Genomic DNA, 22,189 nt, shown 5'->3' on the forward strand with positions numbered 1-22,189 from the left:
ACTGTGCTAAATATATGGTAGGAGGGACCTCCGCTGATGTCGTTGCTACGGGAGTTTGTGTGCTTCGTGCTCTCGCCGTAGGTTAGGCGGCACTGCACTTGGCAAGGCGCTTTGGTGAGCGTCCTGCGTGTGGGGTGTGGCGCATATTTCGCCTACTGGCGGCCTTTTAGGGTGTCCTTTGCGTTCGGATTACCCGCTGATTGTTTGGTTTTCCTTTGTGGGATTCGTAATGGATAAAGAACTTGTCAAAAATCTCATAACTAAAGGCATTAAGCAGGGTGGAGTGATCACCTTCGACGACATAAGCGATGCGCTGTCGGACGACGATGTCGTTTCTTCCGAGAGTATCGACGAAACGATATCCTTGCTACAAGACTCTGGAATAGGTGTGCTGGAACAGAGTGATGAAGAGGAAGCCGACGCTGCAGTTTCTGAAGAGAATGCAGCAAAGGATGAAGAAGATGAATCGGGGATGCGGTCTTTGGATTTTGGCCAAACGGATGACCCTATACGTATGTATTTGTGCGAAATGAGCTCGGTAGAGTTGCTATCGAGAGAGGGAGAAATAGAGATCGCGAAGAGGATTAAGTCAGAGAAAGTCAACATGCTACGATCTCTGATCGAAGCTCCGATGGTGCTGCGCACTTTCATGTCATGGAGGGATGACCTGGTAAACCAGCAGGTGATGCTCAGGGATCTGATAGATCTGGACGCGAATTACAGAGGGGGCGCTCCCCAACAGGAATTTGAGGAAGGGGAAGAGTACGGGGAGCGTGAGATGGCAGACCCCGAAGACAGTGATGTAGGGCATGAAGGGTCAGATGATGATGACGAAGGGGAAGACGCTTCAGTGGGCAATGCCTCAATCCTGGAAATGGAAAGTGCGCTCTTACCGAAAGTGATTTCCATTTTGGACGCAACTATAGAGTCCGCAGAGAAAATCCTGGAGATGAAAAAGCGGAAAAGAGATTCCGGAAAGTGTGATGAGAAGGCCTACAACGAACTACACGAGAATATCTGGGAACTCGTTTCCCAGATGAAACTTAGCGACCCCGCAGTTTTGTCCGTAACCCAGCAGATCTACAATCTCAGTAAGGCCATAGCGGCAGAGGAGGTAGCACTCATGTCGCTTGTGGAGAGCTATGGAGTGGATCGCAAAAGTTTCCTTGAGGCATACAATAACAACACGGTCTTTGAGCAAGCCGATGCGTCGCCCGAGTGGAAGAACCTACTGGAAAAAGAGAAGAAGACCTTAACGGACATACAAAACAAGGTGCGCTTGTTGTCAGGAGAGGACAGCCCAGGCAGTTTTAAGGCCCTCGTTGCGAAAATCCAAAAGCACGAGAGAACTGCTAATAAGGCAAAACAGGAGATGATCAAGGCAAACCTGAGGCTTGTCGTGTCGATTGCCAAGAAATATTCCAACCGCGGGCTTCAGTTCCTGGACCTTGTGCAAGAGGGCAATATAGGGCTGATGAAGGCTGTGGATAAATTTGATTATAAGCGTGGATACAAGTTTTCTACCTACGCTACCTGGTGGGTTAGACAGGCAATAACAAGAGCGATAGCGGATCAGGCTCGTACCATCAGGATACCGGTACACATGATTGAGACCGTAAACAAGATCAACCGCACATTGAGACAGATGTTACATGAGATAGGTCGGGAGCCAACATTGGAAGAGCTGTCTGCTAGGCTGGGCATGAATGTGGAAAAAATCCGCAAAGTGATGAAGATTGTGAAGGATCCGGTAAGCCTTGAAAGCCCTATAGGCGATGACGATAGCAGCACATTTGGGGATTGTATAGAGGACAAACGGGCTGTAAAACCGGAAAATGCCGCAGTGTTGGCTGACCTGCGTGAGATTACCACAAAGGTGCTATCGACCTTGACTCCCAAGGAGGAGAGAATTCTGCGCATGCGGTTTGGGATCGGTAAAGGCGGGAAAGATCACACACTGGAGGAAGTTGGGAAACTCTTTAACGTCACCCGGGAGCGTATCCGGCAGATTGAGGCGAAAGCGCTGCGAAAGCTTCGGCACCCCAGCCGCGCTAGGAAGCTTCGTGGCTTCTTCTAATGTGTCTGGCGTTGGCAACACACCACAGTGTTGGCGGACTCGCGTGAGATAATCACGAAAGTGCTACCGACCTTGACTCCCAAGGAGGAGGGGATTCTGCGCGTGCCACAGCGCCCCAGATGCGCACCTATGGAACAGGGTGTTGAGGCTTCGGCGCACAGCTAAGGTTTTAGCACCGCCACAGGCTCCTGAGCTTATCGTCTACTTCTCTCGCGTGCTCAGAAAGGTTTAGTGCAACGTCGTATCGGCCCTCCAGCCTTAGTTTCACTATCTGCTCCTGAATTTCGCCAAGTTGTTTTGAGAGCATTAGCTTCTCCCACTCCCTTCTCGCACGCTTTTCCACATCACCATCAGAGCCATCCTTTACCTCGAATGTGCACCCTATCGCCGACATTTTTTCCCGTATGGAACGCAATACCTGCTCAAAATCCGCCCTCCTAGAACATAGCTCCCTGACCAAATCTGCCTTAGAGAGCTCTTCGCCATGCATTTCTCTGATGTCTACTATATGCTGCTGAAGCGCCTGCATGCCACCAGTGAAGTCGAGGCTGGCAAACTGCTCAAAAACCGTTACATCATAAAGAAGCTTTGGACACTCAACAATGGCGTATATGACCCGCATTTGGTAATTTTCTCCAGCACACGCCTGCAGAGAAACTCCCCCCAATCTGCTGGACTTCAGCCCCTGCTCTATGGCGCGCGCACTTCCATGTGACGTGCCCCCCTTGCCGTGGTATTGTTCGCGCTGCAGTGCCTTTATCTGCTGATAAAAAAAATTCCTGTAGTACTTCGCTATGTGTGCATCTTGAATCTTGGATGTATATTCCTGAATCCTGCGTTCAAGCACCATACACTGCTCGGGCATTATTTTACCTGAAGACGGGATGTTTGCACGGGCGAGCTCATGATCCCACACAAATTCCGAGAGCAGCTTAGCATGTTCAACAAGAGCTTGAGCGGAGTCGGGCCCCGAACTGACACAAACATCGTACGGATCCTTCCCCGGTGGCGAGATGACAAATCGCACGCTCTGACCAGATTTCATGATAGACAGTGCAAGATGGGCTATTTTTATGGACGCATTTACCCCCGCATCATCACCATCCATCCAGACCACTATCTCAGGTACGACATCCCACATGTATCTGAGATGCGCCTCAGTCATAGCGGTGCCCAGCAGCCCCACAACGTTGCTTATCCCAAGTTGGCTGAGAATAAGCACATCCATGTAACCCTCAACCGCAATGATCCTCCCTAGCTTTTTTGCCGAGGCCAGCGCAAGGTGCAAACCGTACAGACTTTCCCGCTTTTTAAATAGAACATTTTCTGCTGAGTTCAGATATTTTGGGGTCTGTCTATCGCTAACAGACCTCCCACCAAAGGCAATTACCCTACCCGTAGCACTACATATAGGGAACACCAACCTATTGTATAAACAATCCTGAAGGTTCTTGGTCAACAGGCCTGCATCGCGCACTTTCTCAAAACCAATGTGAGACGACGCAAAGCACGTCCTGATCCCGGACACGGGAACATACCCCAATCTAAACTTTCTCACGGTCCTATCGTCTATACTCCGAGCCTTCAGATACGCGAGCACTGCGGGTGACTTCGATAGCTGTTCAACAAACCAGCGGGCCGCATAGTCCATCAACTCATAAAGCGAATCTGCTTCTCCCCTTCCACTTTTTGCCGGCAGACTAACGCCGTATACCTGCGCCAAATATTCAATCGCCTCCATGAAACTTAGCCCGTCAATATCAGAAACGAACTGCACTACGTCTCCATGCACGCCGCACCCGAAGCAGTAAAACATGTCATTACTGCAGTTTACGTGAAATGACGGAGTCTTCTCCGCATGAAACGGACAGAGGCCCACATATTGATTATTGCCCCTTTTGATAAGTTTTATCCTCTTGGACACAACGTCAAGAAGCCTCACTTTTTCCCTGATCAGGGTCACGTGATCGCTTTCCTGATAGCTGCCACTCATGACGCACTACGCCCAATCTACCTGCAGTGGATTATATCGCCAGAACAATCTGTTGTCACATTGATATATCAACCCAAAGCTATGCGGACAATGGCATCAATCACCGGGGTTTATAGGGCACTAGCACCAGCCAAACCGCTATTTGTCACTTAACAGCAACACCTTAAACAGCGTACCCATGTTCTCCGTAAGGCGCAGAAACGCACTCTTGAGTTCGCGTTTTTGCCTCTCAGTAGCGTTGCATGCAAGGTGCGCAAGCCTCTCTCGGATACCAAATTGATACAAAAATTCCCTTTGGGTCACAACTCTGCTATTCAGACGTCGAACATGCCCCTGCAAAAAGCCAAAATCAACGTGCGCGGTGATGTCACACTCCCCTACGTTATAGAGAAAATCGCAGCGGTGGTGGCCCTTTACTGACTGTATAGTGCTGCGGTACGGCGGTTGTAAATATCCATAATCAAATATGGCGGCTGCTCCCCCGTTCCGCACAATTATCCCTTCCAAACACTCCAAAACATCCTTCGCGGCCTCACAGCGCTCTATTATTCCCCCTTCAGGCACATCGTTATATTCATTGAGGCTATATTCTGTGTCCAAGGCCACAACACTCAAATTTCCTATATCGCTGTACACGCAGCATTCTTTCCACATCCCACTGCCAGCATAAACAAATTGCTTTACCGGCAGCGCGTCAAAAAATTCATTAGCCACCACAACTGTAGGCCTCTCCGGCAGCTCTTCCAATTTGTCATGCCAAAAGATTTCTTTGCGCGCCGAGAAGCTTTCCAATGTCGCGCGCTGAGTGTTGCGCAATAGTGGGCTGATTTCAAGCAAATGAACCTCAAGCAACGCATCATACTTCGGAAACCGTTCAAATACCCTAAGAACGTCACACATAAGTGTTCCCCTACCAGGGCCCAGTTCCAGCAGAGAAAACTTTTCCGAAATTCCAGCACTTTCTAGGTAGGATAGAATCCAAAGGGCAACAACTTCCCCAAACAGTTGGCTGATTTCCGCAGACGTTATGAAATCTCCTGCCCGTCCGAATGGGACCCTGGTCATGTAGTATCCATGCTTTTCATGATATAGGGCAAGGTCCATGAACCTATCCATGGTCACGTATTTAGAGTCAGTAAAAATGAATTTCTTAAAACAAAAACCCATGTGTTAACGTATATATTACCTGAGTTAGATATTATGGAAGACCTATGCGGTACAGCCCAAGTGTAGGTGGTTTTACCGTCCAGGGCAACCACGCACTCCGGCCGTTCTGGCTTTGGCTTGTGATCAACCACAAATTTGTGATACCCACAGAAGCTCAAGATGTGTAAAATGTCTTCAGAGGCGCAATTTACAATTACTGGAGTAGCATCATGACTGGAATCAAGAAGTTTATTATCCAATGCGAGTTTGGCGGTAAACTTGCCCCCTTTGCCATATATATTGGCGAGCCGAGGCCGGACTCACACCCTGTACAACACCAAAACACCTGGCTATCGAAAGAGCGTGGCGGGTCAGTACCAGAAAAAGTGAGGAACAGCCTGGAAAAGTTGCATGACCTGGCCAAGAAAAATGGCATATGCTTTGCAGACCTGTGCGTGTATGCCTTGAGTGTGGCTGCGCGTAATAAGGATAACAGCGGCGGCGGCGCAGCAACGTAGCCCGAGGTTCCTAAGCAGCCTTGGCGTGCACATCGTCGTTACGTCACAACACAGCTTTGCAGACCGACCGATCCACACTCATGAGCGTGCGCAGGAATACAATTTTGGCGCGCACAAGATAGCAACAGCACACAGGCTTGGGCCTTCCTCAGCAACTTTTGCGTGCATATTGTTGTTCCCCTTCAGAAAACCGGTGCGTAATCTCCTCTACAACCCTAATAACACCGACACTCCACAACTTTAACGACACAACCCATTCACAACCCAGGATATCACCATCAGACCACAACTTCAGACACATTAAGAACGCCACCGCGCGGTCTTATTACACCTACAGGTATGCGCAGGAATGCGCTGTTTTTGTACCTAAAATATATGTATTGATGGGTATAACGCACGTGTTCTCACCAATGGGTTGCATCCCGATTGTGCAATGTTCAGCGCCCGTTCAGGGCTTCCCCGCAGCGACCTTGACGTGCAGGCAGCACCACACAACCTAGGATATCGCTATTAGGCCACAACCGCATACCAGCCACAACCTGGGTATTGCCCCACCCCACGGGATACTCTACCCGCAGGCCTTGCTGTGACCTCTCACGCGGTTCAGCACTTCAGATTCTTACTGCTGGTAATCCACGGCCCGGGACCACCAAAGAAGGCAACGCTAACCCAGGTTGCCATTAGGCCGCAACTGCATACCAGCCACAATCTGGGTATTTGCCCCACTCTACGGGGTACTCTACCCGCAGGCTTTGCTGTGACCTCTCACGCGGTTCAACACTTCAAAGTTTTTACTGACCGGTCCCTCCGCAGCCTAGGACCGATAAAGGAGGCAACTATACGCCAGGATATTTATTATTAGGCCGCACCGCATACCAGCCACACCCCGGGCATTACCCCGCTCTACTGGGTACTCTACCCGCAGGCATTGCTGTGACCTCTCACGCGGTTCAGCACTTCAAAATTTTTACTGACTGGTCCCTCCACGGCCCGGGACCACTAAAGGGGGCAATGCTACCCAGGATATTGCTATTAGGCCACACCGCATACCAGCCACAACTTGGGCATTACCCCACTCCACGGCTAGGACCACCAAAGGAGGCAACGCTACACCCAGAATCACCATTAGGCCGCAACTCCATACACATTAAGAATGCCGCCGCCCTAATTTTACACATACACGGGTATGTGCAGGAACGCACTCTATAGCCCGTTTGCGCCCAAAATACGCGAGCAGCAGGTACGATGCAGTGGGGTCGTCGCCACCTAATCTCCAACCTCGCTATGAAGCGATGGACAGCAGCTTTCCTATCACGTCAACACTATCCCACTTGACGTTGCCATCTATGCGGTAAAGCACAACACCACCCCGGTCAACAATCAGGGTTAGTGGTATAGCCCTAACATCAAAATGATCAAAGAGTGCCCTGCCCTTGTCCAAGTATACCGTAAGCGCGATCCCATATTCTTTGCAAAAGGACTGCACAGCATGCGCGTCCCCGTACGAAACCGGCAAAAATACGATGCTATTTCTAACCTCTTTATGATTCAAATGGTCCCAAATTGCCTGCAGCTCCTTGAGCAGTGTGACGGACTCTAGGCTCCATGGGGCCCAAAACGCAACAACCAACACCCTCCCCTCAAAGTTCTTCGCAGAGAACTCTTTGCCATTCAAATCAAAAAAGGGTTTGTCGGGCATTTTAACAACCTCCCTCAGCTCCCCTGCAATGAATGCTTTCGGGAGCTTGTTGATGTCTTCATCCTCGCCACCACCGGAAGAAGCAGCAAGGCACGCACCATGGGCAAACACCAAAACGGCCACAAAGACAAGAGACCAGCAAGCCTTCAACAGCAAACTCCTAACCATCTTCAAACGCCTCATCCCAAGTACCCTCCGTTGCAGCACGCGAATACTCCGTAACCCGATTCTCAAAAAAGTTAGTATGCTCAACCCCATTGAGGATCTCATCCAGCCACGGCAGAGGGTTGACGTTATCGCCGTATATGGGTTCCAAATCCAGCTGTTTCAGCCTCCTGTTCGCTATGTAGCGTATGTACCGCTTAACCTCAGACGCAGAAAGCCCCTCGACATCCCCTAAAGCAAACGCTAGGTCTATAAATTCATCCTCCAGCGACACAATAACTCGACAGGCGCCATAAAGCTCCGCCCGCAGATTCGCGTCCCATATTTCCTGGTTTTCGTGGATGAATGTGTTAAACAACCTAATAATAGACTCGGTATGCAGAGTCTCATCCCTGGCAGACCAGGCTATAATCTGTCCCATTCCCTTCATTTTGCCAAAACGCTGGAAGTTTAGTAAAATCGCAAATGAAGCGAATAGTTGCAAACCCTCGGTGAAGGCGCCGAACACGGCCAAAGTTTTTGCTACATGCCTCTTGTCACCCTTCCTAGATTCCTCGAACCGCTGCATGTAATCGTACTTCTTCTTCATTACCTCAAACTTCAAGAACGCCTGGTATTCAACCTCAGGCATCCCTATGGTATCCAGCAAGTATGAGTACGCTGCTATATGCACAGTCTCCATATTGGAGAAGGCAGAAAGCATCATGCAAATCTCCGTGGGTTTGAATATGTTCGAATAATGCTTCATGTAGCAGTTATTCACTTCTATATCCGCCTGGGTAAAGAAGCGAAAAATCTGCACCAGGAGGTTCTTCTCCTGCTCCGACAGCTTGGTTTTCCAATCCTGAACATCATCCGCAAGGGGTACCTCTTCGGGTATCCAATGAATCCTCTGCTGGCATAACCAAGCGTCATACGCCCATGGGTAGTAGAAGGGTTTATAAACTGGCCTAGCATCCAACAAAGACATATGCTCTCCCCCGAAAATACCCACGGCTCAAACTTACAAATAACTCAAAAATTGTCAATCACTAACCACCTCTTTTTTCGTAGTCACGCATACCTATGCATAAAGCTGATGCCACCTGCAGAAGCGCTACGACCCGATATCCTATACCGATAGTCAGCAGGTTATACAAATCAGCAAAAGCATCACAAGAATAACACGCGGGCACGCCCCGAGCACAGCACAAACTGCACACAGCCCGCTTGCACGTTACAGAAGCCAAGATACTCAGTCAGTTTTTCTATGCCAGCGCGTTGATCCATCTTTCCCGTCAGAGACGCCTATGCCCATGCTAGACAAATTCTTTCTTATCTCATCCGCCAATTTGAAATCCCCACACTTCTTGGCCTCTATCCTCTTTGCGATTAGCCTCTCTATCTCGTCTTCGTTAACCAAATTCTGAATGCTAGAAAATTTTCTCTCCGGAAAATTGTGAAACAGACCCATCAGCATGGCACTCTTGTTTAGCATTTTGGCCAATCGAAGTTTTTCGTCGCTGTCACTTGCCTTATTAATTTCCTTAACCAACTCGTGCAGGGCAGCAATTGCCCCGGGGGTGTTGATGTCATCTTGCAACGATGACATAACCCCATCGTGTACATCCACATACTCCAGACCCGTGTTTAGCAGCTTGGCAGGAAACCCCTCACAAGAGCGGTATATTTTGTTGAGCGCCTCTTTAGCGTCAAGCACAAGCTTATCACCCCAATCAAGCGGCTTGCGGTAGTGGGTACTCAAGAACGCATATCTGACCACCTCTCCATCCACCCCACTGTTGAGCAATCCCCTAACCGTGATAACGTTACCCAGAGACTTGCTCATCTTCTCACCACCATTGACCGTCAGAAACCCATTGTGAACCCAGTACCTCGCGTACTCACTGCCGTGAAAGGCACAACAGCTTTGGGATAGCTCGTTTTCGTGATGCGGAAACATCAAATCCGCCCCACCTCCGTGAATATCAAAGCTCTCACCCAGGTAACGATAGCTCATGGCAGAGCACTCTACGTGCCATCCTGGCCGCCCAACCCCCCAGGGGCTAGACCAACACGCCCCAAGCTTCATATCAAGATCAGTTGCCGGCTTCCAAAGGACAAAATCTCCAGGGTGAAGCTTTTCTGCAACAACCTCCACCCTGCTGCCGGATATCATGTCACATAACTTCCTGCCAGACAGTGCCCCGTAGTGCTCGTAAGACTCTACGCTGAAATATACGGTACCACCGCGCACGTAAGCGTGCCCCGTCTCGATTAATTTGCCAATTATGAACAGCATGGTTTCGATTTCTTCCGTAGCTTTCGGCTCAAAAGTTGGGGGCAGGCAGTTCAGTTCTTTAATATCTTCGTGAAACAGCTTAGTGTAATGCGCGGTCAACTCCGCAATGCTTTTGCCTTCAGAGTTCGCCGCATTTATGATTTTGTCATCTACATCAGTGATGTTTCTAACATACACAACCTCAGGGTATAGCGCCTTCAGCAGCCTGAATAAGACGTCATACACAACCACAGACCGCGCATTCCCTATATGCGCCAAATCGTATACAGTGGGGCCACAAACATAGACACCCACACGCTTACCGTCCCTTGGCGAAAAAACCCTCTTAGAAGCACGCAGAGTGTCGTGGAGCCTCATACTACCACAGCTTGAATAAAAAGGAGAACATTTCAACTACAAGCTTGGGGCCAGCAGTAAGCACCACCGCGGTAATAAGGAGGCCGACAAACCCCACCAACACACCCAGCATCACTAGCACGCCGTCACGGTTCAACATGCCGAGTGCCATTGCGGACATCCCCCCAGCGGGGATGAAGTTGGTCAGAGGCAAGGGAATTGCGATGGAAAGAGCGCACAGCAGACAAATCAAAGCTATGGCCTTTTCCCCCACACCACTAAACACTATAGACAGCCTGGGCCTACTCCACCGTTCCATCCCCTTTAAGATTGGAGATGTTTTCTCGATTACAGTTGCCAAAAACTCACGCTTAAACGACCTCTTCTCCAGGAAGGCAGGCAGCCAGGGCGTAGAGAGACCCATAAGCATCTGGGCCGAGAACAGCAACAACGGAATAGACAACACGGTGGTGTAGCCAGGGGGCACAGGGAGCGGTATGGAAAGCGGAAGCGCGAACAGGAGTATGAGCACTCCAAACCCCCTATCACGCAAGGTCATTTTGAGTTCGTACAAAGTGATCCTATCGGCATCTCCCTGTACACTAACCTCTTCCAACAAATCAGAAACGGCTTTTCCATCTCTATGCGCACCCATAACCACATCCACAACAAAATCACAAGCCCGCGGTGCGGAATATCACAATAACAAAACCGTGTACAGGAAAATGTGCGCCCAACAAATACGGCAAGCGCGGTGTATAGGCTTTTGCAGGAAGTTTCAGCGCACACAGGAAGAAACGCTGCACCACACAAATTTGAGCAAAACGGGAACACATGGTTGCAAATTTCCTGGCTACCCGTTCTCAATGCCTTCTCGTCCAAATATGCCGCAACCGCATACCCGACGCTGGATTGTTGTGGCATGCCACACACGACCGTCTATCTTGTGTGCGCAACAAGGGGCAGTCTGCAATATGTGCAAAATGTGCATCACGTGCACAAGACATAAATTCTTGCACATCACGTGAGAACTAGTGCTTGGTAATAACGAGCTTGAAGTTCAACATTACTATGTACGATAGCCGGTTATATGGTTACCATGTATCCGGGGAGTATATGTGCTCCAGTTTGGTTAATTAATTGTGTTTTAATCGGTATAGTATATGCTATCCTAGCCCTCAGTGGGTTGTGTATGCCCCTTGTTGTTTTTTGTTCCTAAGATACGTTAAAGTAATGCGCATCCCAGAAGATAGTGCTTGCAGCTTCGGGGGGCACGTGGTCGCCTCCGTGCTAAAGGCTCTGCAGGAAAAGTTCCCGTCCCCAACCAGCGAGTATATCCTGCTCAAGAGCTTTATAGAGCAGTTTTACAACTTCTCTTACAGCACAGACGTGGAATTAACCAGCCAGTTTTTGCTTAACATTGCGGAAGATCTGTATAATTTTGTCGGCGATAGGAAGCCGAAAGAGAGCATGGTGCGCGTATTCACGGTAGAGCACCCAGGGTTTCCGGAAAAATCTCTGACAATAGTGGAAACCGCGAACGACAATCTGCCGTTTATAATAGACTCCGTAATAATCGCGCTAAAGAAGCATAATTTGCCAGTCTACCACTATACAAACGCGGTTTTGCTCCTGAAGAGGGAAGGTGGCAGGATTGTGAGCGTTGACTCGTTGTCTAATAAATCCTGCGCTGATGACCGTGCTTGCGAGTCTGTTGCATACTTCGTGGTTGGTCCTACAAGTACGGAATTGCAGAGTGCGCTCAAGGCAGAAGTCAAGCAAGCTCTACGCGCGGTTGTCTGCTGCGTGGGTGACTGGCACCCAATGCTGAGCCGGGTAGACGAATTGTTGTCCGGTATGAGGGGGGACACATCGCGTGAAGAAATTTGCCGCTTCTTGGAATGGTTGCGCGAAGATAACTTCGTGTTTCTGGGATACAGCGAATATGAACGATCAGAGTCAGGAAGTTTGGCTCTGAAGCCTGAACGTAGCTTGGGTTTGCAAAGGTTAGGGGGAAAAGCTCAGGAGTCTTTGAGCCACCCAGCACAAGAGAAGGAGCCGCTGTACGTCGTGCAATCGAACTTTGTCTCCCACGTGCACAGATACGGATACATGGTCTGCATAGGCCTGCGCGTGTTCGACAAGGCAGGAGAGATAGAACAAGAAAGATGCTTCTACGGGTTTTTTACCTCTTCGGTAGAATTTCAAAACGCCTGCCACATACCGGTGATAAGAAAAAAGGTTGAGCTCGTCAAAGAGAGATCTGGATTTTTGAGAAGCGGACACAACGGAAAGGCGCTTATGGCCATAATGCAGAAGTTCTCCAGGGAGGAGCTTATGCGCTTTTCTGAAGAAGATTTGTTCCAGATCTCCATGGGCATACTCTCCCTATCTAGCAGCCCAAAAGTTAGGCTGTTTATGTTGAAGGACGTAATAAACGGCTTTATTGGGTGCATTATCTTCATACCGAAAAACCGTGCCAGCACAGAGCTGGCTGACCGGATAGCCGCCGTATTGGAAAGAGTTTTGGATGGCAAGGTCGTCGGCCAGCATTACAATATGTACGACGAGTCTGACCTAGTAAGGCTACAGTTCACAATCAAAACTGATAATGCAGCTTCCTATGCCATATCAGCGCAGGAAGTCGAGGGAATGGTAGTAGAATCCGCAAAGCGGTGGGAGGACAGGCTGCAACAAGTGGTGTCCCAAAGGCTTGATGGCGATTTTTCCGAATACGTCAGCGCCTTTCCTACCAGCTATCAGGAGCACTTTACCCCAGAAAATGCACGCCATGATATCCTTAAGATTCACAAAGTGCTGGAAAGCCCTACAGGTGAGTGCGAAGTAGATCTATACCTCCTTGAAAACCACAGCTACTACCAGCTGAAGGTATACGTGCCACTGGAGGGAGATCTGCGCTTGTCCAGAGTGCTGGATGTTGTCAAGAAGATGGGTGCGAAGATGTCTCAGCACCATAGCTATGACATCACAGTGCGGGAGAAGTGTGTACGTTTGCACCACTTCGTACTCGCGAATACAAGCAAGTCTTTCGACCACCATAACGTAAAGAACCAATTTGAAACAGCACTGAAGAAGGTATTCTCCGGAGAGACTGAGAATGACTGCTTTAACAGTTTGGTGATTTTGGCAAACTTGAGGTGGAAGGAGGTTGTGCTTGTAAGGGCGCTTAGCAGATACTTAAAGCAGATCTCGTTTAACTACAGCCAGGCATACATACAGAAAGTTATCAGGAAGCATTCTGACATGGTCAGTTTGTTCGTGCGGCTATTCGAAGCTAGGTTTGACCCAGATATATCTGGTGACAGAGCTGCCAAAGTGGCGGGCGTGCGCAAGTCAATTGACGAGTTGTTCACGCAAGTCTCAGACATAGTCCACGACTACATACTAAAATGCATGTACAACCTGATATTGGCAGTTCTGCGCACAAATTATTACCAGGATGACAGAAATTATCTCTCACTCAAGCTAGATTCTGGCGCAGTCCCTGATATTCCTCGCCCCCTCCCCTTCAGGGAGATTTACGTCTATTCAAACACGTTTGAAGGAATACACCTGCGCGGTGGGAAGGTAGCAAGGGGCGGTATAAGGTGGTCTGACAGAACCGAAGACTTCCGTACAGAAGTTCTGGGGTTGATGAAGGCACAGATGACAAAAAACTCTGTGATTGTCCCAGTCGGTTCCAAAGGCGGGTTTGTTTTGAAGGGTAATGCAAGAAAGTTAGGGTCCGTCGAGTGCGCAGTCGAGTGCTACAAGAGCTTTTTGCGTGGCATATTAGACATCACTGACAATGTAATAGACGATAGGTGCGTCACCCCCAACCGCGTAGTAAGATATGACGACGATGATCCATACTTGGTGGTTGCAGCTGACAAGGGCACTGCATCTTTTTCTGACCATGCGAATCAAGTCTCCGCAGAGTATAACTTCTGGCTTGGGGATGCGTTTGCATCTGGGGGATCTGTCGGGTTTGATCATAAAAAAATAGGCATCACTGCCAGAGGCGCATGGGTCGCTGCCCAGCGGCACTTCTGGACTATGGGTAAAGATATACAGAAAAATACATTCACCGCTGTCGGTATAGGAGACATGTCGGGCGACGTGTTCGGCAATGGAATGTTGTTATCTGACAAAATATGTCTGCTTGGGGCCTTTAATCACATACACATATTCGTTGACCCCTCCCCTGATCCTGAAAAAAGTTTCGCGGAACGCAAGCGCCTGTTTGAAACTCCTGGGTCATCTTGGCAGGATTACAATCCAAACCTCATATCAAAAGGCGGAGGTGTTTTCTGCCGTAGTTCGAAGTCTATTGAGCTCACCCCTGAGATGAAGCAATGCTTCCAGCTGGTTACTGATGACAAGAGCATCTCTCCCACAGCGCTGATCAGGGCTATACTAAAAGCCCCGGTAGACATGCTTTGGAACGGTGGTATAGGCACGTATGTTAAATCATCCAAGGAAACCCACGCTACTGTTGGTGACAAAGCCAACGATCGGCTCAGGATTGACGGGGGAGATTTGCGCGCTTCAATGGTTATAGAGGGGGGTAATCTTGGCTGCACGCAGCTGGGTAGGGTCGAGTATGCAACCAAGGGCGGTAGGATTAATACTGACTTTATCGACAACGCAGGCGGCGTTATATGCTCAGACTTCGAGGTAAACCTGAAAATTTGCCTGGAAATGGCCGTCAGAGACAAATTCATCTCCCTGGAAGAACGCAATAAGATCCTCTACGAAATGCTGCTCGACATTCCTGGGATCCTCATGGAGCGCCATAACAAACTTGAGACCAGAACGTTGATGCTGGAGTGTATACAGGCACAAAAGCGCATAGAGCAACACCACAGGATCATGCAGCATCTTGAAAAAATAAAGGCGTTGGACCGGGGTATAGAGTTCTTACCCAGTGATGAGGAAGTCCTGAAAATGATTTCCGAGTCCAGGGGGCTTGACGCCCCACAGATAGCCGTGCTTATAGCATATACTCGGACGTTCATAAAAGGGGAGATTATAAAATCCAATTTGCTACAGCACGGTCTGGCCAGCGTTTATGAATCTCAGTATCTGCTGTCCTACTTCCCTGAGTCCATCAGGGGCAGGTTTGAGAAGTATATAAAGCAGCACAAGTTGAAGCACGAGATACTGGCCACATGTATATCCAACGACATAGTAAACAGGATGGGTTGCGTGTTCGTCAGCCACATAGAAAGCATGGGCATTACCATAGACACAATTGTCAGAGTGTATGTGACCATCTCTAGAATATATAACCTACAAGATATTTGGAGCGAGCTTGACAGGGTTGATGGCACTATAGACGTGAATGACTATGTCACAATAATCAGAGAGGTGCAGAAGTTCGTTGGGCAGGCAACTTTTTGGCTGCTCCGGCACATGCACAAGTTTGTAGATGTGGAAAAAAGGCTGGAGAGCTTGTCGTCACAAACCCTGTTGATTGAAGAAAAAATGGAAAGCATTTTGTGCGGCGAGTTTTTGGAATCCTACAACACAGCGTTGCATAACCTTCCGCAGCAAAATTTAGATCCCAAAATAGCGCAAAGGATCGGCGGACTGCGGTTTTCCATTTTTACCATGGATATAATACACCTGGCAGAGAGTACGGGGGTTGACATAGTTTCGGTGGGCAAGGTATACTTCAGGCTGCGGTCTGTCCTGAGTTTCAGCCGTATAAGAGAGCTTGCAATGCAGATGGACGCGGTTTCGCCGTACTGGCAGCGCATAGCTATAAGAAACTTACTTGACGACCTGAGTGACTATCAGTCTATAATTACCGGGAACATAGTGAAGCACATGACGCTCGAGGGAGCGGATGCGCAAAAATGCGGGGACACGGTGGCGCAGGAGAATGTGGATTCCTGGTGCACTCAGTACAAGAATCAACTGGACGGGTATTATAGGTTTTTGGAGGACATAAACTCAACGCAGCTGGATCTCAGTAAATTAGTGTTGATAATCAGAGCGTTAAGTGTCTTTACTGTAGAAAAGGATTACCATGTTTAATGTTGGCTTGTCGGAAATGGTGCTAGTTCTGGTAGTCGGGTGCCTGGTTACAGATCCAAAAAAGATTCCCGGGCTACTGAAAATAGCCGGGGCATATTACAGAAGATTTGTGGAAATTAAGGAGGAAGTGTGGGATTCCATACGTGAGGCGTGCAACGATGGCACACAGGCCAGCGGAACTTACGCAGTTCCGAAGAGGCGCATAATGGGCGACGATGGGGTTCTATACGAAGCTTACGAAGTTAGTGATGTGATAGGGCGCAGCGGTTGCAGTGCACAGACGCCTGATGCTCGGGAGGCAGGGTCTAATGGCATAGGTGAGGCCCCTGCGCAAGCAAAACATGATGAACAGTAACTAGCGGCCACACCGGCGGTGTGTTCACGCGCAAACAGGGATGCAACCCGCAAAGGCAGGGAGCCATGCGGCCACCATCAACTATGGATTGCAACAGAAATGAGGGTGGCACCCGGGTTAGCGCGCACCGGCGTGCCGCGAGGTTGGCGTACGCACGTAGGTGTGGGGTAGCACCAGGATGGTTCGGCAACCGCAATGCAGGCAGTGCACGGCAAAGCCTGAGATGTGCAATGATTGAGTGTAGAGAAAGACGATGACAGCGAGAATATTGGTAGTGGATGACCTCATAGCTAACGTGAAGCTGCTGCAGGCAAAGCTCACCAAAGAATATTACAACGTGCTCACTGCGATGAGCGGCGAGGAGGCTATACAGCTGGCGAGAGAAAAGCATCCGGACTTAATACTACTGGACGTGATGATGCCAGGCATGGATGGATATGAGACGTGTAGAAGGCTCAGAGCGGACCCTGCGACAACATATATACCGGTCGTAATGGTAACGGCACTGGATAATACCACCGACAACCGCGTAAATGGGATTAGCTCCGGAGCAGACGATTTTCTAACCAAACCAATAAACGACGTGGCACTTTTCTCGAGAATAAGGTCACTCACCAGGTTTAAAATTCTCGTGGACGAGCTACGGCTTAGAGGCAAAACCAACACAGAAATGAGCTCGGTGGATGGGAATATCATGCACTATGCAAACCAGATTTCCAACGCCAAAATTATGATCCTAGATAGTGACAAGGTGCGCTCAGAGCATATGAACAGTGTGCTGCAGGAGTATTTCCAAGAAACTGCGGTATTGGATAACCCGTCACAAGACGTAAATTTCCAGAATGCGGAGAGCTACGACCTCTTCATAGTGGATCTAAATTTCGGCGGCGACGGGCTTAGACTTTGCTCAAACTTCAGGAGCAACAACAATACGCGTTACACTCCCATACTGGTGCTGCTAGATGAGAGTGACGACACGGAAATTTTAAGCAGGGCTTTTGAAATTGGCATCAGTGACTATATCATGGCTCCCATAGACAGTAATGAGCTTCTTGCAAGAGCAAACGTGCAGGTCAAAAGAAAGAGATATCAGGACGCGTTGCGCATGCATCTGGAAGACAACGCAGAGATGTCGATCACGGACCCCTTAACTGGGTGTTACAACAGAAGATACTTCGACATGCACTTCCAAAATATTGTGAACGAGGCGCGTGATAAGGGTAAAGACCTGTCCGTTATGATAATAGACGTGGATCATTTCAAGAAGGTAAATGACACTTTTGGGCATACTGTCGGGGATGAGCTTCTGCAACAGCTTAGAAAAAGAATTTTCGACAATATTAGAATCTCTGATCTACTTGCAAGATTTGGAGGCGAGGAATTTGTCGTTATATTACCAGAAACAGGCATAGATCAAGCCGTGACGGCGGCTGAGCGGCTTCGGCAAAAAGTTGCTGAGGAGCCATTCAACACAAGCGGAGGCGCGCTTGACAAAACCGTAAGTATCGGGGTGGCAGAGTTTCGCCCTTCTGAGGAGGCTAAGGACTTCTTAAATAGGGCGGATAAGTGCCTATACTCCGCCAAGGAGACAAGAAATGCTGTATCGTATGACCGGCGACAGTAGGACACCGGCGTCTTGAGGCTGGTTGCTCAGCTCTCCTGAGCCGCGGCATGTGGTGCCCGTTTCGGGTAAGGCCACCCCGTCTTAGCCCCATAAAGAAAGTGCAACTTGTCGCATGTGAGTCAGCAACGCGGGTCGTCACCTCTCGCGCATCGGTGCCGTCAAGTTTGCAGCATTTGTGCACTGCCATGTTGCACCGCTACAACACCTAAGCACAAAAACCTAACATTGCGTTATAGCGTGCCCTGTAGTAGCGGCGATTATTACGTGTATTACTCCACGAAAAAGCTCAGCACCTTATAACCTTATAATGGGTACACCGCGAAGCACCGAGGTATGCGTTATCAACTGGCTCAAAAGTGCGCTCGCACAGCCCTTTTACGGATGCGAGAGTGTGTTAATCTTCTCCTCCATATAGCCAGGCATACCAGCAGATATGCTGAGCTTGCGGCCCATTAACTCAAATGTTAGCAGAGAGGCATGCAAGTGTAGTGTTTCTTTTTCAACAGGGCCACACTTGCAGTATTTGCTATCCCCAACTATCGGGCATCCAATCTGCGACATGTGAATTCGCAATTGGTGCTTCCTTCCGGTAACAGGACGCAGTAACACTACTGCAAAATTCCCCAAAACCCGCGTGACTGAGAAAAAGGTCTTGGCATCCTTCTCGAGCATTCTCTCCCCGGTAGCGGATTGCACCTTGTAAAATATGGGTGTGTTAACCTCTCCCGATGCCGAGTGGGGCACGCCCTTGGTAATCGCAATATATTCCTTCTGGACTCTCCTCTCCCGGAATTCGCGTGCCAGGCATCTTGCCACATCCAGGTCGCGCGCTAGCACAAGCACACCGCTCGTGTCTTTATCCAACCTGTGAACTATCCGGCAACACCCACCGGGCCTTATCTTATCGAGCAAGTCACCAATACTAACCCCAACCTTGCTGCCACCCTGCACACTTACACCAGCAGGTTTGTTTATCGCTATAACGTTCTGGTCTTCATACAAGATATTGTTACTTATCAGATCCAAAAGCGGCACATGCTGGAGCCTGCGTATTTCTTTTTCGCGCATCACAATACGGTCAGCATGTTTTATGCTTAACACATCACCGTTACTGACCCGTGCAGACGACCTGACCTTTGTGTTGTTCAGCAGTATTTCCCCCCTGCGTAGCAACCGCTCTATGAAAGACTGAGTGACGCCCGGTAACAGGCCACGCAAGTACCTGTCCACACGCACCCCAAAGCACGCTTCCTCTACAAGATATTCCCTTCTCACTGCAAGAAATTCTGTTTAACAAAATCACACAGGGAAAAGCTACCCGCAACCAGTAACCCACCCTTGCTTATCATGCTGCCTTTGCTCCCCTCAATGAACAACTTACCTATACGGGCTTTGTACTCATTGACTCCGGAATAGATGACCATATCATAACAGGCGGAAGATGCGTACGCAAACCCAAGCATGACAGACCCCATGGAACGCAGCACAGCATGCTGTGAAACCAGGTTTTCAACCAGCACCAGAACGTCTGAACACCCAGCAGAAAAATCAACCAACGCGGTGTTAACGCTCTCTCTCTTCGCAACGTGCAGTCTAACGTATCTGGATTGGTTATTCTCCGCAAAAGAGCCCAGATTTTTGTCTGCGTAAAATGTTTCTCTCAATACGGGAGCGTCAATCACTGCTGCCACAACCTCCTCATCTTTCACAAGAGCAACCGCAGTAGCAAAATACGGCAGCCCGTTCGTGAAATTCGTTCTGCTATCTATAGGGCTCACAAACCAAAATAGCTTGCTTGGATCCTGTATGGTGCCAACATCGTCAAAAAGTATTTCGCATTCCTGCTTATAGGCCTGAAGCTCCTCGCTGATAATCCTGCTAGATCTGACATGCGCAGCCCTAGCAAATTCCCCCGCAGCGGTGTGTGAGGGCTGCAAACACCTTATCTCATTGAAGTCCCGCACCAGCCCCCTTGAAGACCTGCGCACAGCTTTAAGCATCACACTGACAACGGGAGAAAAAAGCGCAGACATACTCAGTCTTTCGCCCTCTCGTAGTACGTATCGTCTACGGTATATACCACCACCCGCTCACCAGTCTTTATGAAAGGGGGAACACTTATCCGCTCGCCATTTTCTAACACAGCAGACTTGTAGGAAGAGGATGCAGTCTGGCCCTTGATCACAGACTCCGTTTCCACAACCTCCAAAACCACATAATCCGGGACCCTGGCAGCTATAACCTGCCCCTGGTAAAATGACAGCGTGAGGATGATACCCTCCTTCAAGTAAACACCCTTCTCCCCCAGCATGTCCGCACTTATAGAAACCTGCTCGTAGGTTGTAGTGTTCATAAGCGTGAGCGAGGCACCATCACCAAAAATGTACTGATACTCCACTTCCTCAACTATAGCACGTTTTACATACCCATCAGAACGGAACCTCTCCTGATATTTAGCACCAGTTTTTAGGTTTTTTAGTTCAGCCTGTATGTAAGCCCCTCCCTTGCCAGGTTGGGTGTGCATGGTCTTCACTACCAGGTAAAGAGAACCATTATGATCAAGGACCTGGCCAGGCCTTATATCGCTACCCCTCTCAGCCATACTGCCCCCCGAAAATAGGCCTCATTCTAGGCTTAAGAACACAGTAACTCAAGCAAAAAGAGGCCGTGCCCTCTTTATGCATACAGATAGCACCGTTTTCTCCCTGCGCTCCACAACTCTTAATGTATCCGCGCACGCATACGGAGCCGCTTAGCCCTTGAGCAACTCATCCACCACCGCACAAAATTGCGCCCCAGCATCGGGTATAGCATGCCTGGCCGCATTGCAAGACATCTCTTGTAACCCGTTCTGGTCATTAAGCAAGCCTGCAAGCATGTCTCTAACTGCTGCGACATCTAGGGTCCGCTCCTCAACACACAACCCCGCACCTAAATCCTCTACCAGCCTGGCATTATGTAGCTGATGGTTACACGAAGACCGTTCGTATGGAACGTATATAGCTGGCTTACCTGCAGCCATGATTTCCGCTATCGTGGTTGCACCCGCCCTGCTGATAATCAGGTCAGCTGCACCCATTATGTCTTCCATATCAGTAAAAAATCTGCCCAGCCGGTGCTTGATTCTATGCGCAGTGTACAACTCTGTTATTGCTTCCAATTGTCCTTTGCCACACTGTTGTGTTACAAACACCCTACTTCTAATATGGGCGGGCAGTTCCGCAATAGCTAATGCGAAAATCTTCCCAAATGTACAAAGACCCTGGCTACCTCCAAGTATTACTAGGTTGATAGAGCTACCTTCCGAGGTTTGCTTTACGGCCTGTTTGATGTCGGTGGGCACTCCAACGTAAACCGCCTTATGTACAAGTTTGTTGCCTATTTGGCGCAGCGGCATTCCACACGCAATTATCTTCGCATACCCGGCAAACATACGATTCACCCTTCCCATGACGGAGTTTTGTTCGTGCAGCACTACATTCGCTGACATCACCCAAGCTGCCAGAAGCACGGGAAAAGACGGGTACGCGCCAAATCCGATTACCAAATCCGGCTTTAATGAGCGCAGCTTTGTGTAAGACAGTACGCAACTGTACGCAAGAAGCACACAAAATTTTAAAAGCTGCACAATTCCTCCCGACCTCTTACAAAGAGGCAGGACGTATCTTCTTATGTCGGGAAATCTCGCTTCGTATGGCAAGAAGTACCGGTCTGTGTACAAAACGCACTTGTAGCCCCGACCGCTAAGAACTCGACAGAGAAACGCCGCAGGAACGATATGCCCGCCTGTACCTCCAGCTACCAATACTATTTTTTTCACTTATGCGCGCCTTACGTACCTGAAGTACTACCCTTGCTCATCAGCAAACCGCATCATTTTACATGATTTACGCCCAAACACATCATGAAACCGCATGCGCCGATAGTGACGCCCATCCTGGAATGTGAGCCTA

The 22,189-nt window shown here is 49.2% G+C and carries 15 protein-coding genes; 5 read left to right on the forward strand and 10 right to left on the reverse strand.

Annotated elements, in window-relative coordinates; genetic code table 11:
- Window positions 1–229: 229 nt before the first annotated feature.
- Window positions 230–2,077 (forward strand): RNA polymerase sigma factor RpoD, encoded by a 1,848-nt coding sequence (rpoD, locus tag ACIS_RS03410; protein WP_041651543.1) that lies wholly within the window; start codon window positions 230–232, stop codon window positions 2,075–2,077.
- A 169-nt stretch (window positions 2,078–2,246) separates the two neighbouring features.
- Here the strand turns inward: rpoD and dnaG are convergent, their stop codons facing one another.
- Window positions 2,247–4,070, reverse strand: coding sequence for a DNA primase (dnaG, locus tag ACIS_RS03415; RefSeq protein WP_012880806.1), 1,824 nt, complete (start codon window positions 4,068–4,070; stop codon window positions 2,247–2,249).
- 138 nt (window positions 4,071–4,208) lie between these two features.
- Window positions 4,209–5,237: a class I SAM-dependent methyltransferase gene (locus ACIS_RS03420; RefSeq protein WP_012880807.1), complete on the reverse strand. Its 1,029-nt coding sequence runs from the start codon at window positions 5,235–5,237 to the stop codon at window positions 4,209–4,211.
- A 209-nt stretch (window positions 5,238–5,446) separates the two neighbouring features.
- On the opposite strand from ACIS_RS03420, the gene ACIS_RS03425 reads away from it, so the two are divergent.
- Window positions 5,447–5,734: a DUF2610 domain-containing protein gene (locus ACIS_RS03425; protein WP_012880808.1), complete on the forward strand. Its 288-nt coding sequence runs from the start codon at window positions 5,447–5,449 to the stop codon at window positions 5,732–5,734.
- Between the two features lie 1,282 nt (window positions 5,735–7,016).
- Here ACIS_RS03425 and ACIS_RS03430 read toward each other — a convergent pair.
- The 4 genes from ACIS_RS03430 to ACIS_RS03445 form a co-directional block, all read right to left on the reverse strand.
- Entirely contained in the window at window positions 7,017–7,601 is a 585-nt protein-coding gene (locus tag ACIS_RS03430) for a TlpA family protein disulfide reductase (RefSeq protein ID WP_238523248.1), read from the reverse strand.
- Window positions 7,594–8,568, reverse strand: a complete 975-nt coding sequence (locus tag ACIS_RS03435) for a ribonucleotide-diphosphate reductase subunit beta (protein ID WP_041651545.1) — start codon at window positions 8,566–8,568, stop codon at window positions 7,594–7,596. The genes ACIS_RS03430 and ACIS_RS03435 overlap by 8 nt, the downstream gene beginning before the upstream one ends.
- A 264-nt stretch (window positions 8,569–8,832) precedes the next feature.
- The gene (gene cysS / locus ACIS_RS03440; RefSeq protein ID WP_012880811.1) at window positions 8,833–10,236 is read right to left on the reverse strand and encodes a cysteine--tRNA ligase; all 1,404 of its coding nucleotides are present in this window, start codon (window positions 10,234–10,236) and stop codon (window positions 8,833–8,835) included.
- A 1-nt stretch (window position 10,237) separates the two neighbouring features.
- Window positions 10,238–10,870, reverse strand: a complete 633-nt coding sequence (locus tag ACIS_RS03445) for an exopolysaccharide biosynthesis protein (protein ID WP_041651547.1) — start codon at window positions 10,868–10,870, stop codon at window positions 10,238–10,240.
- Between the two features lie 578 nt (window positions 10,871–11,448).
- On the opposite strand from ACIS_RS03445, the gene ACIS_RS03455 reads away from it, so the two are divergent.
- The 3 genes from ACIS_RS03455 to ACIS_RS03465 all read left to right on the forward strand — a co-directional run bounded on the left by ACIS_RS03455 (window position 11,449) and on the right by ACIS_RS03465 (window position 18,236).
- The gene (locus tag ACIS_RS03455) at window positions 11,449–16,257 is read left to right on the forward strand and encodes an NAD-glutamate dehydrogenase (RefSeq protein ID WP_041651232.1); all 4,809 of its coding nucleotides are present in this window, start codon (window positions 11,449–11,451) and stop codon (window positions 16,255–16,257) included.
- Window positions 16,250–16,612, forward strand: a complete 363-nt coding sequence (tatB, locus tag ACIS_RS03460; RefSeq protein WP_012880814.1) for a Sec-independent protein translocase subunit TatB — start codon at window positions 16,250–16,252, stop codon at window positions 16,610–16,612. Before ACIS_RS03455 ends, tatB begins: the two co-directional genes overlap by 8 nt.
- A 253-nt stretch (window positions 16,613–16,865) precedes the next feature.
- On the forward strand, window positions 16,866–18,236 hold the full coding sequence (locus tag ACIS_RS03465) for a PleD family two-component system response regulator (RefSeq protein ID WP_012880815.1): 1,371 nt from the start codon (window positions 16,866–16,868) through the stop codon (window positions 18,234–18,236).
- A gap of 375 nt (window positions 18,237–18,611) precedes the next feature.
- Here the strand turns inward: ACIS_RS03465 and ACIS_RS03470 are convergent, their stop codons facing one another.
- The 4 genes from ACIS_RS03470 to ACIS_RS03485 all read right to left on the reverse strand — a co-directional run bounded on the left by ACIS_RS03470 (window position 18,612) and on the right by ACIS_RS03485 (window position 22,056).
- Entirely contained in the window at window positions 18,612–19,466 is an 855-nt protein-coding gene (locus ACIS_RS03470) for an RluA family pseudouridine synthase (protein WP_238523250.1), read from the reverse strand.
- A 41-nt stretch (window positions 19,467–19,507) separates the two neighbouring features.
- Window positions 19,508–20,269 (reverse strand): inositol monophosphatase family protein, encoded by a 762-nt coding sequence (locus tag ACIS_RS03475; protein ID WP_012880817.1) that lies wholly within the window; start codon window positions 20,267–20,269, stop codon window positions 19,508–19,510.
- Between the two features lie 2 nt (window positions 20,270–20,271).
- Window positions 20,272–20,838: an elongation factor P gene (gene efp, locus ACIS_RS03480; protein WP_012880818.1), complete on the reverse strand. Its 567-nt coding sequence runs from the start codon at window positions 20,836–20,838 to the stop codon at window positions 20,272–20,274.
- Between the two features lie 150 nt (window positions 20,839–20,988).
- Window positions 20,989–22,056 (reverse strand): UDP-N-acetylglucosamine--N-acetylmuramyl-(pentapeptide) pyrophosphoryl-undecaprenol N-acetylglucosamine transferase, encoded by a 1,068-nt coding sequence (locus tag ACIS_RS03485; protein ID WP_012880819.1) that lies wholly within the window; start codon window positions 22,054–22,056, stop codon window positions 20,989–20,991.
- Between the last annotated feature and the right edge of the window lie 133 nt (window positions 22,057–22,189).

The sequence above is a fragment of the Anaplasma centrale str. Israel genome (assembly GCF_000024505.1).
GTDB classification, from domain to species: domain Bacteria; phylum Pseudomonadota; class Alphaproteobacteria; order Rickettsiales; family Anaplasmataceae; genus Anaplasma; species Anaplasma centrale.

Coding starts and splice junctions, on each gene's coding strand:
- rpoD (WP_041651543.1), top strand. CDS start 230: ATGGATAAAGAACTTGTCAAAAATCTCATAACTAAAGGCATTAAGCAG.
- dnaG (WP_012880806.1), bottom strand. CDS start 4,070: ATGAGTGGCAGCTATCAGGAAAGCGATCACGTGACCCTGATCAGGGAA.
- ACIS_RS03420 (WP_012880807.1), bottom strand. CDS start 5,237: ATGGGTTTTTGTTTTAAGAAATTCATTTTTACTGACTCTAAATACGTG.
- ACIS_RS03425 (WP_012880808.1), top strand. CDS start 5,447: ATGACTGGAATCAAGAAGTTTATTATCCAATGCGAGTTTGGCGGTAAA.
- ACIS_RS03430 (WP_238523248.1), bottom strand. CDS start 7,601: ATGGTTAGGAGTTTGCTGTTGAAGGCTTGCTGGTCTCTTGTCTTTGTG.
- ACIS_RS03435 (WP_041651545.1), bottom strand. CDS start 8,568: ATGTCTTTGTTGGATGCTAGGCCAGTTTATAAACCCTTCTACTACCCA.
- cysS (WP_012880811.1), bottom strand. CDS start 10,236: ATGAGGCTCCACGACACTCTGCGTGCTTCTAAGAGGGTTTTTTCGCCA.
- ACIS_RS03445 (WP_041651547.1), bottom strand. CDS start 10,870: ATGGGTGCGCATAGAGATGGAAAAGCCGTTTCTGATTTGTTGGAAGAG.
- ACIS_RS03455 (WP_041651232.1), top strand. CDS start 11,449: ATGCGCATCCCAGAAGATAGTGCTTGCAGCTTCGGGGGGCACGTGGTC.
- tatB (WP_012880814.1), top strand. CDS start 16,250: ATGTTTAATGTTGGCTTGTCGGAAATGGTGCTAGTTCTGGTAGTCGGG.
- ACIS_RS03465 (WP_012880815.1), top strand. CDS start 16,866: ATGACAGCGAGAATATTGGTAGTGGATGACCTCATAGCTAACGTGAAG.
- ACIS_RS03475 (WP_012880817.1), bottom strand. CDS start 20,269: ATGTCTGCGCTTTTTTCTCCCGTTGTCAGTGTGATGCTTAAAGCTGTG.
- efp (WP_012880818.1), bottom strand. CDS start 20,838: ATGGCTGAGAGGGGTAGCGATATAAGGCCTGGCCAGGTCCTTGATCAT.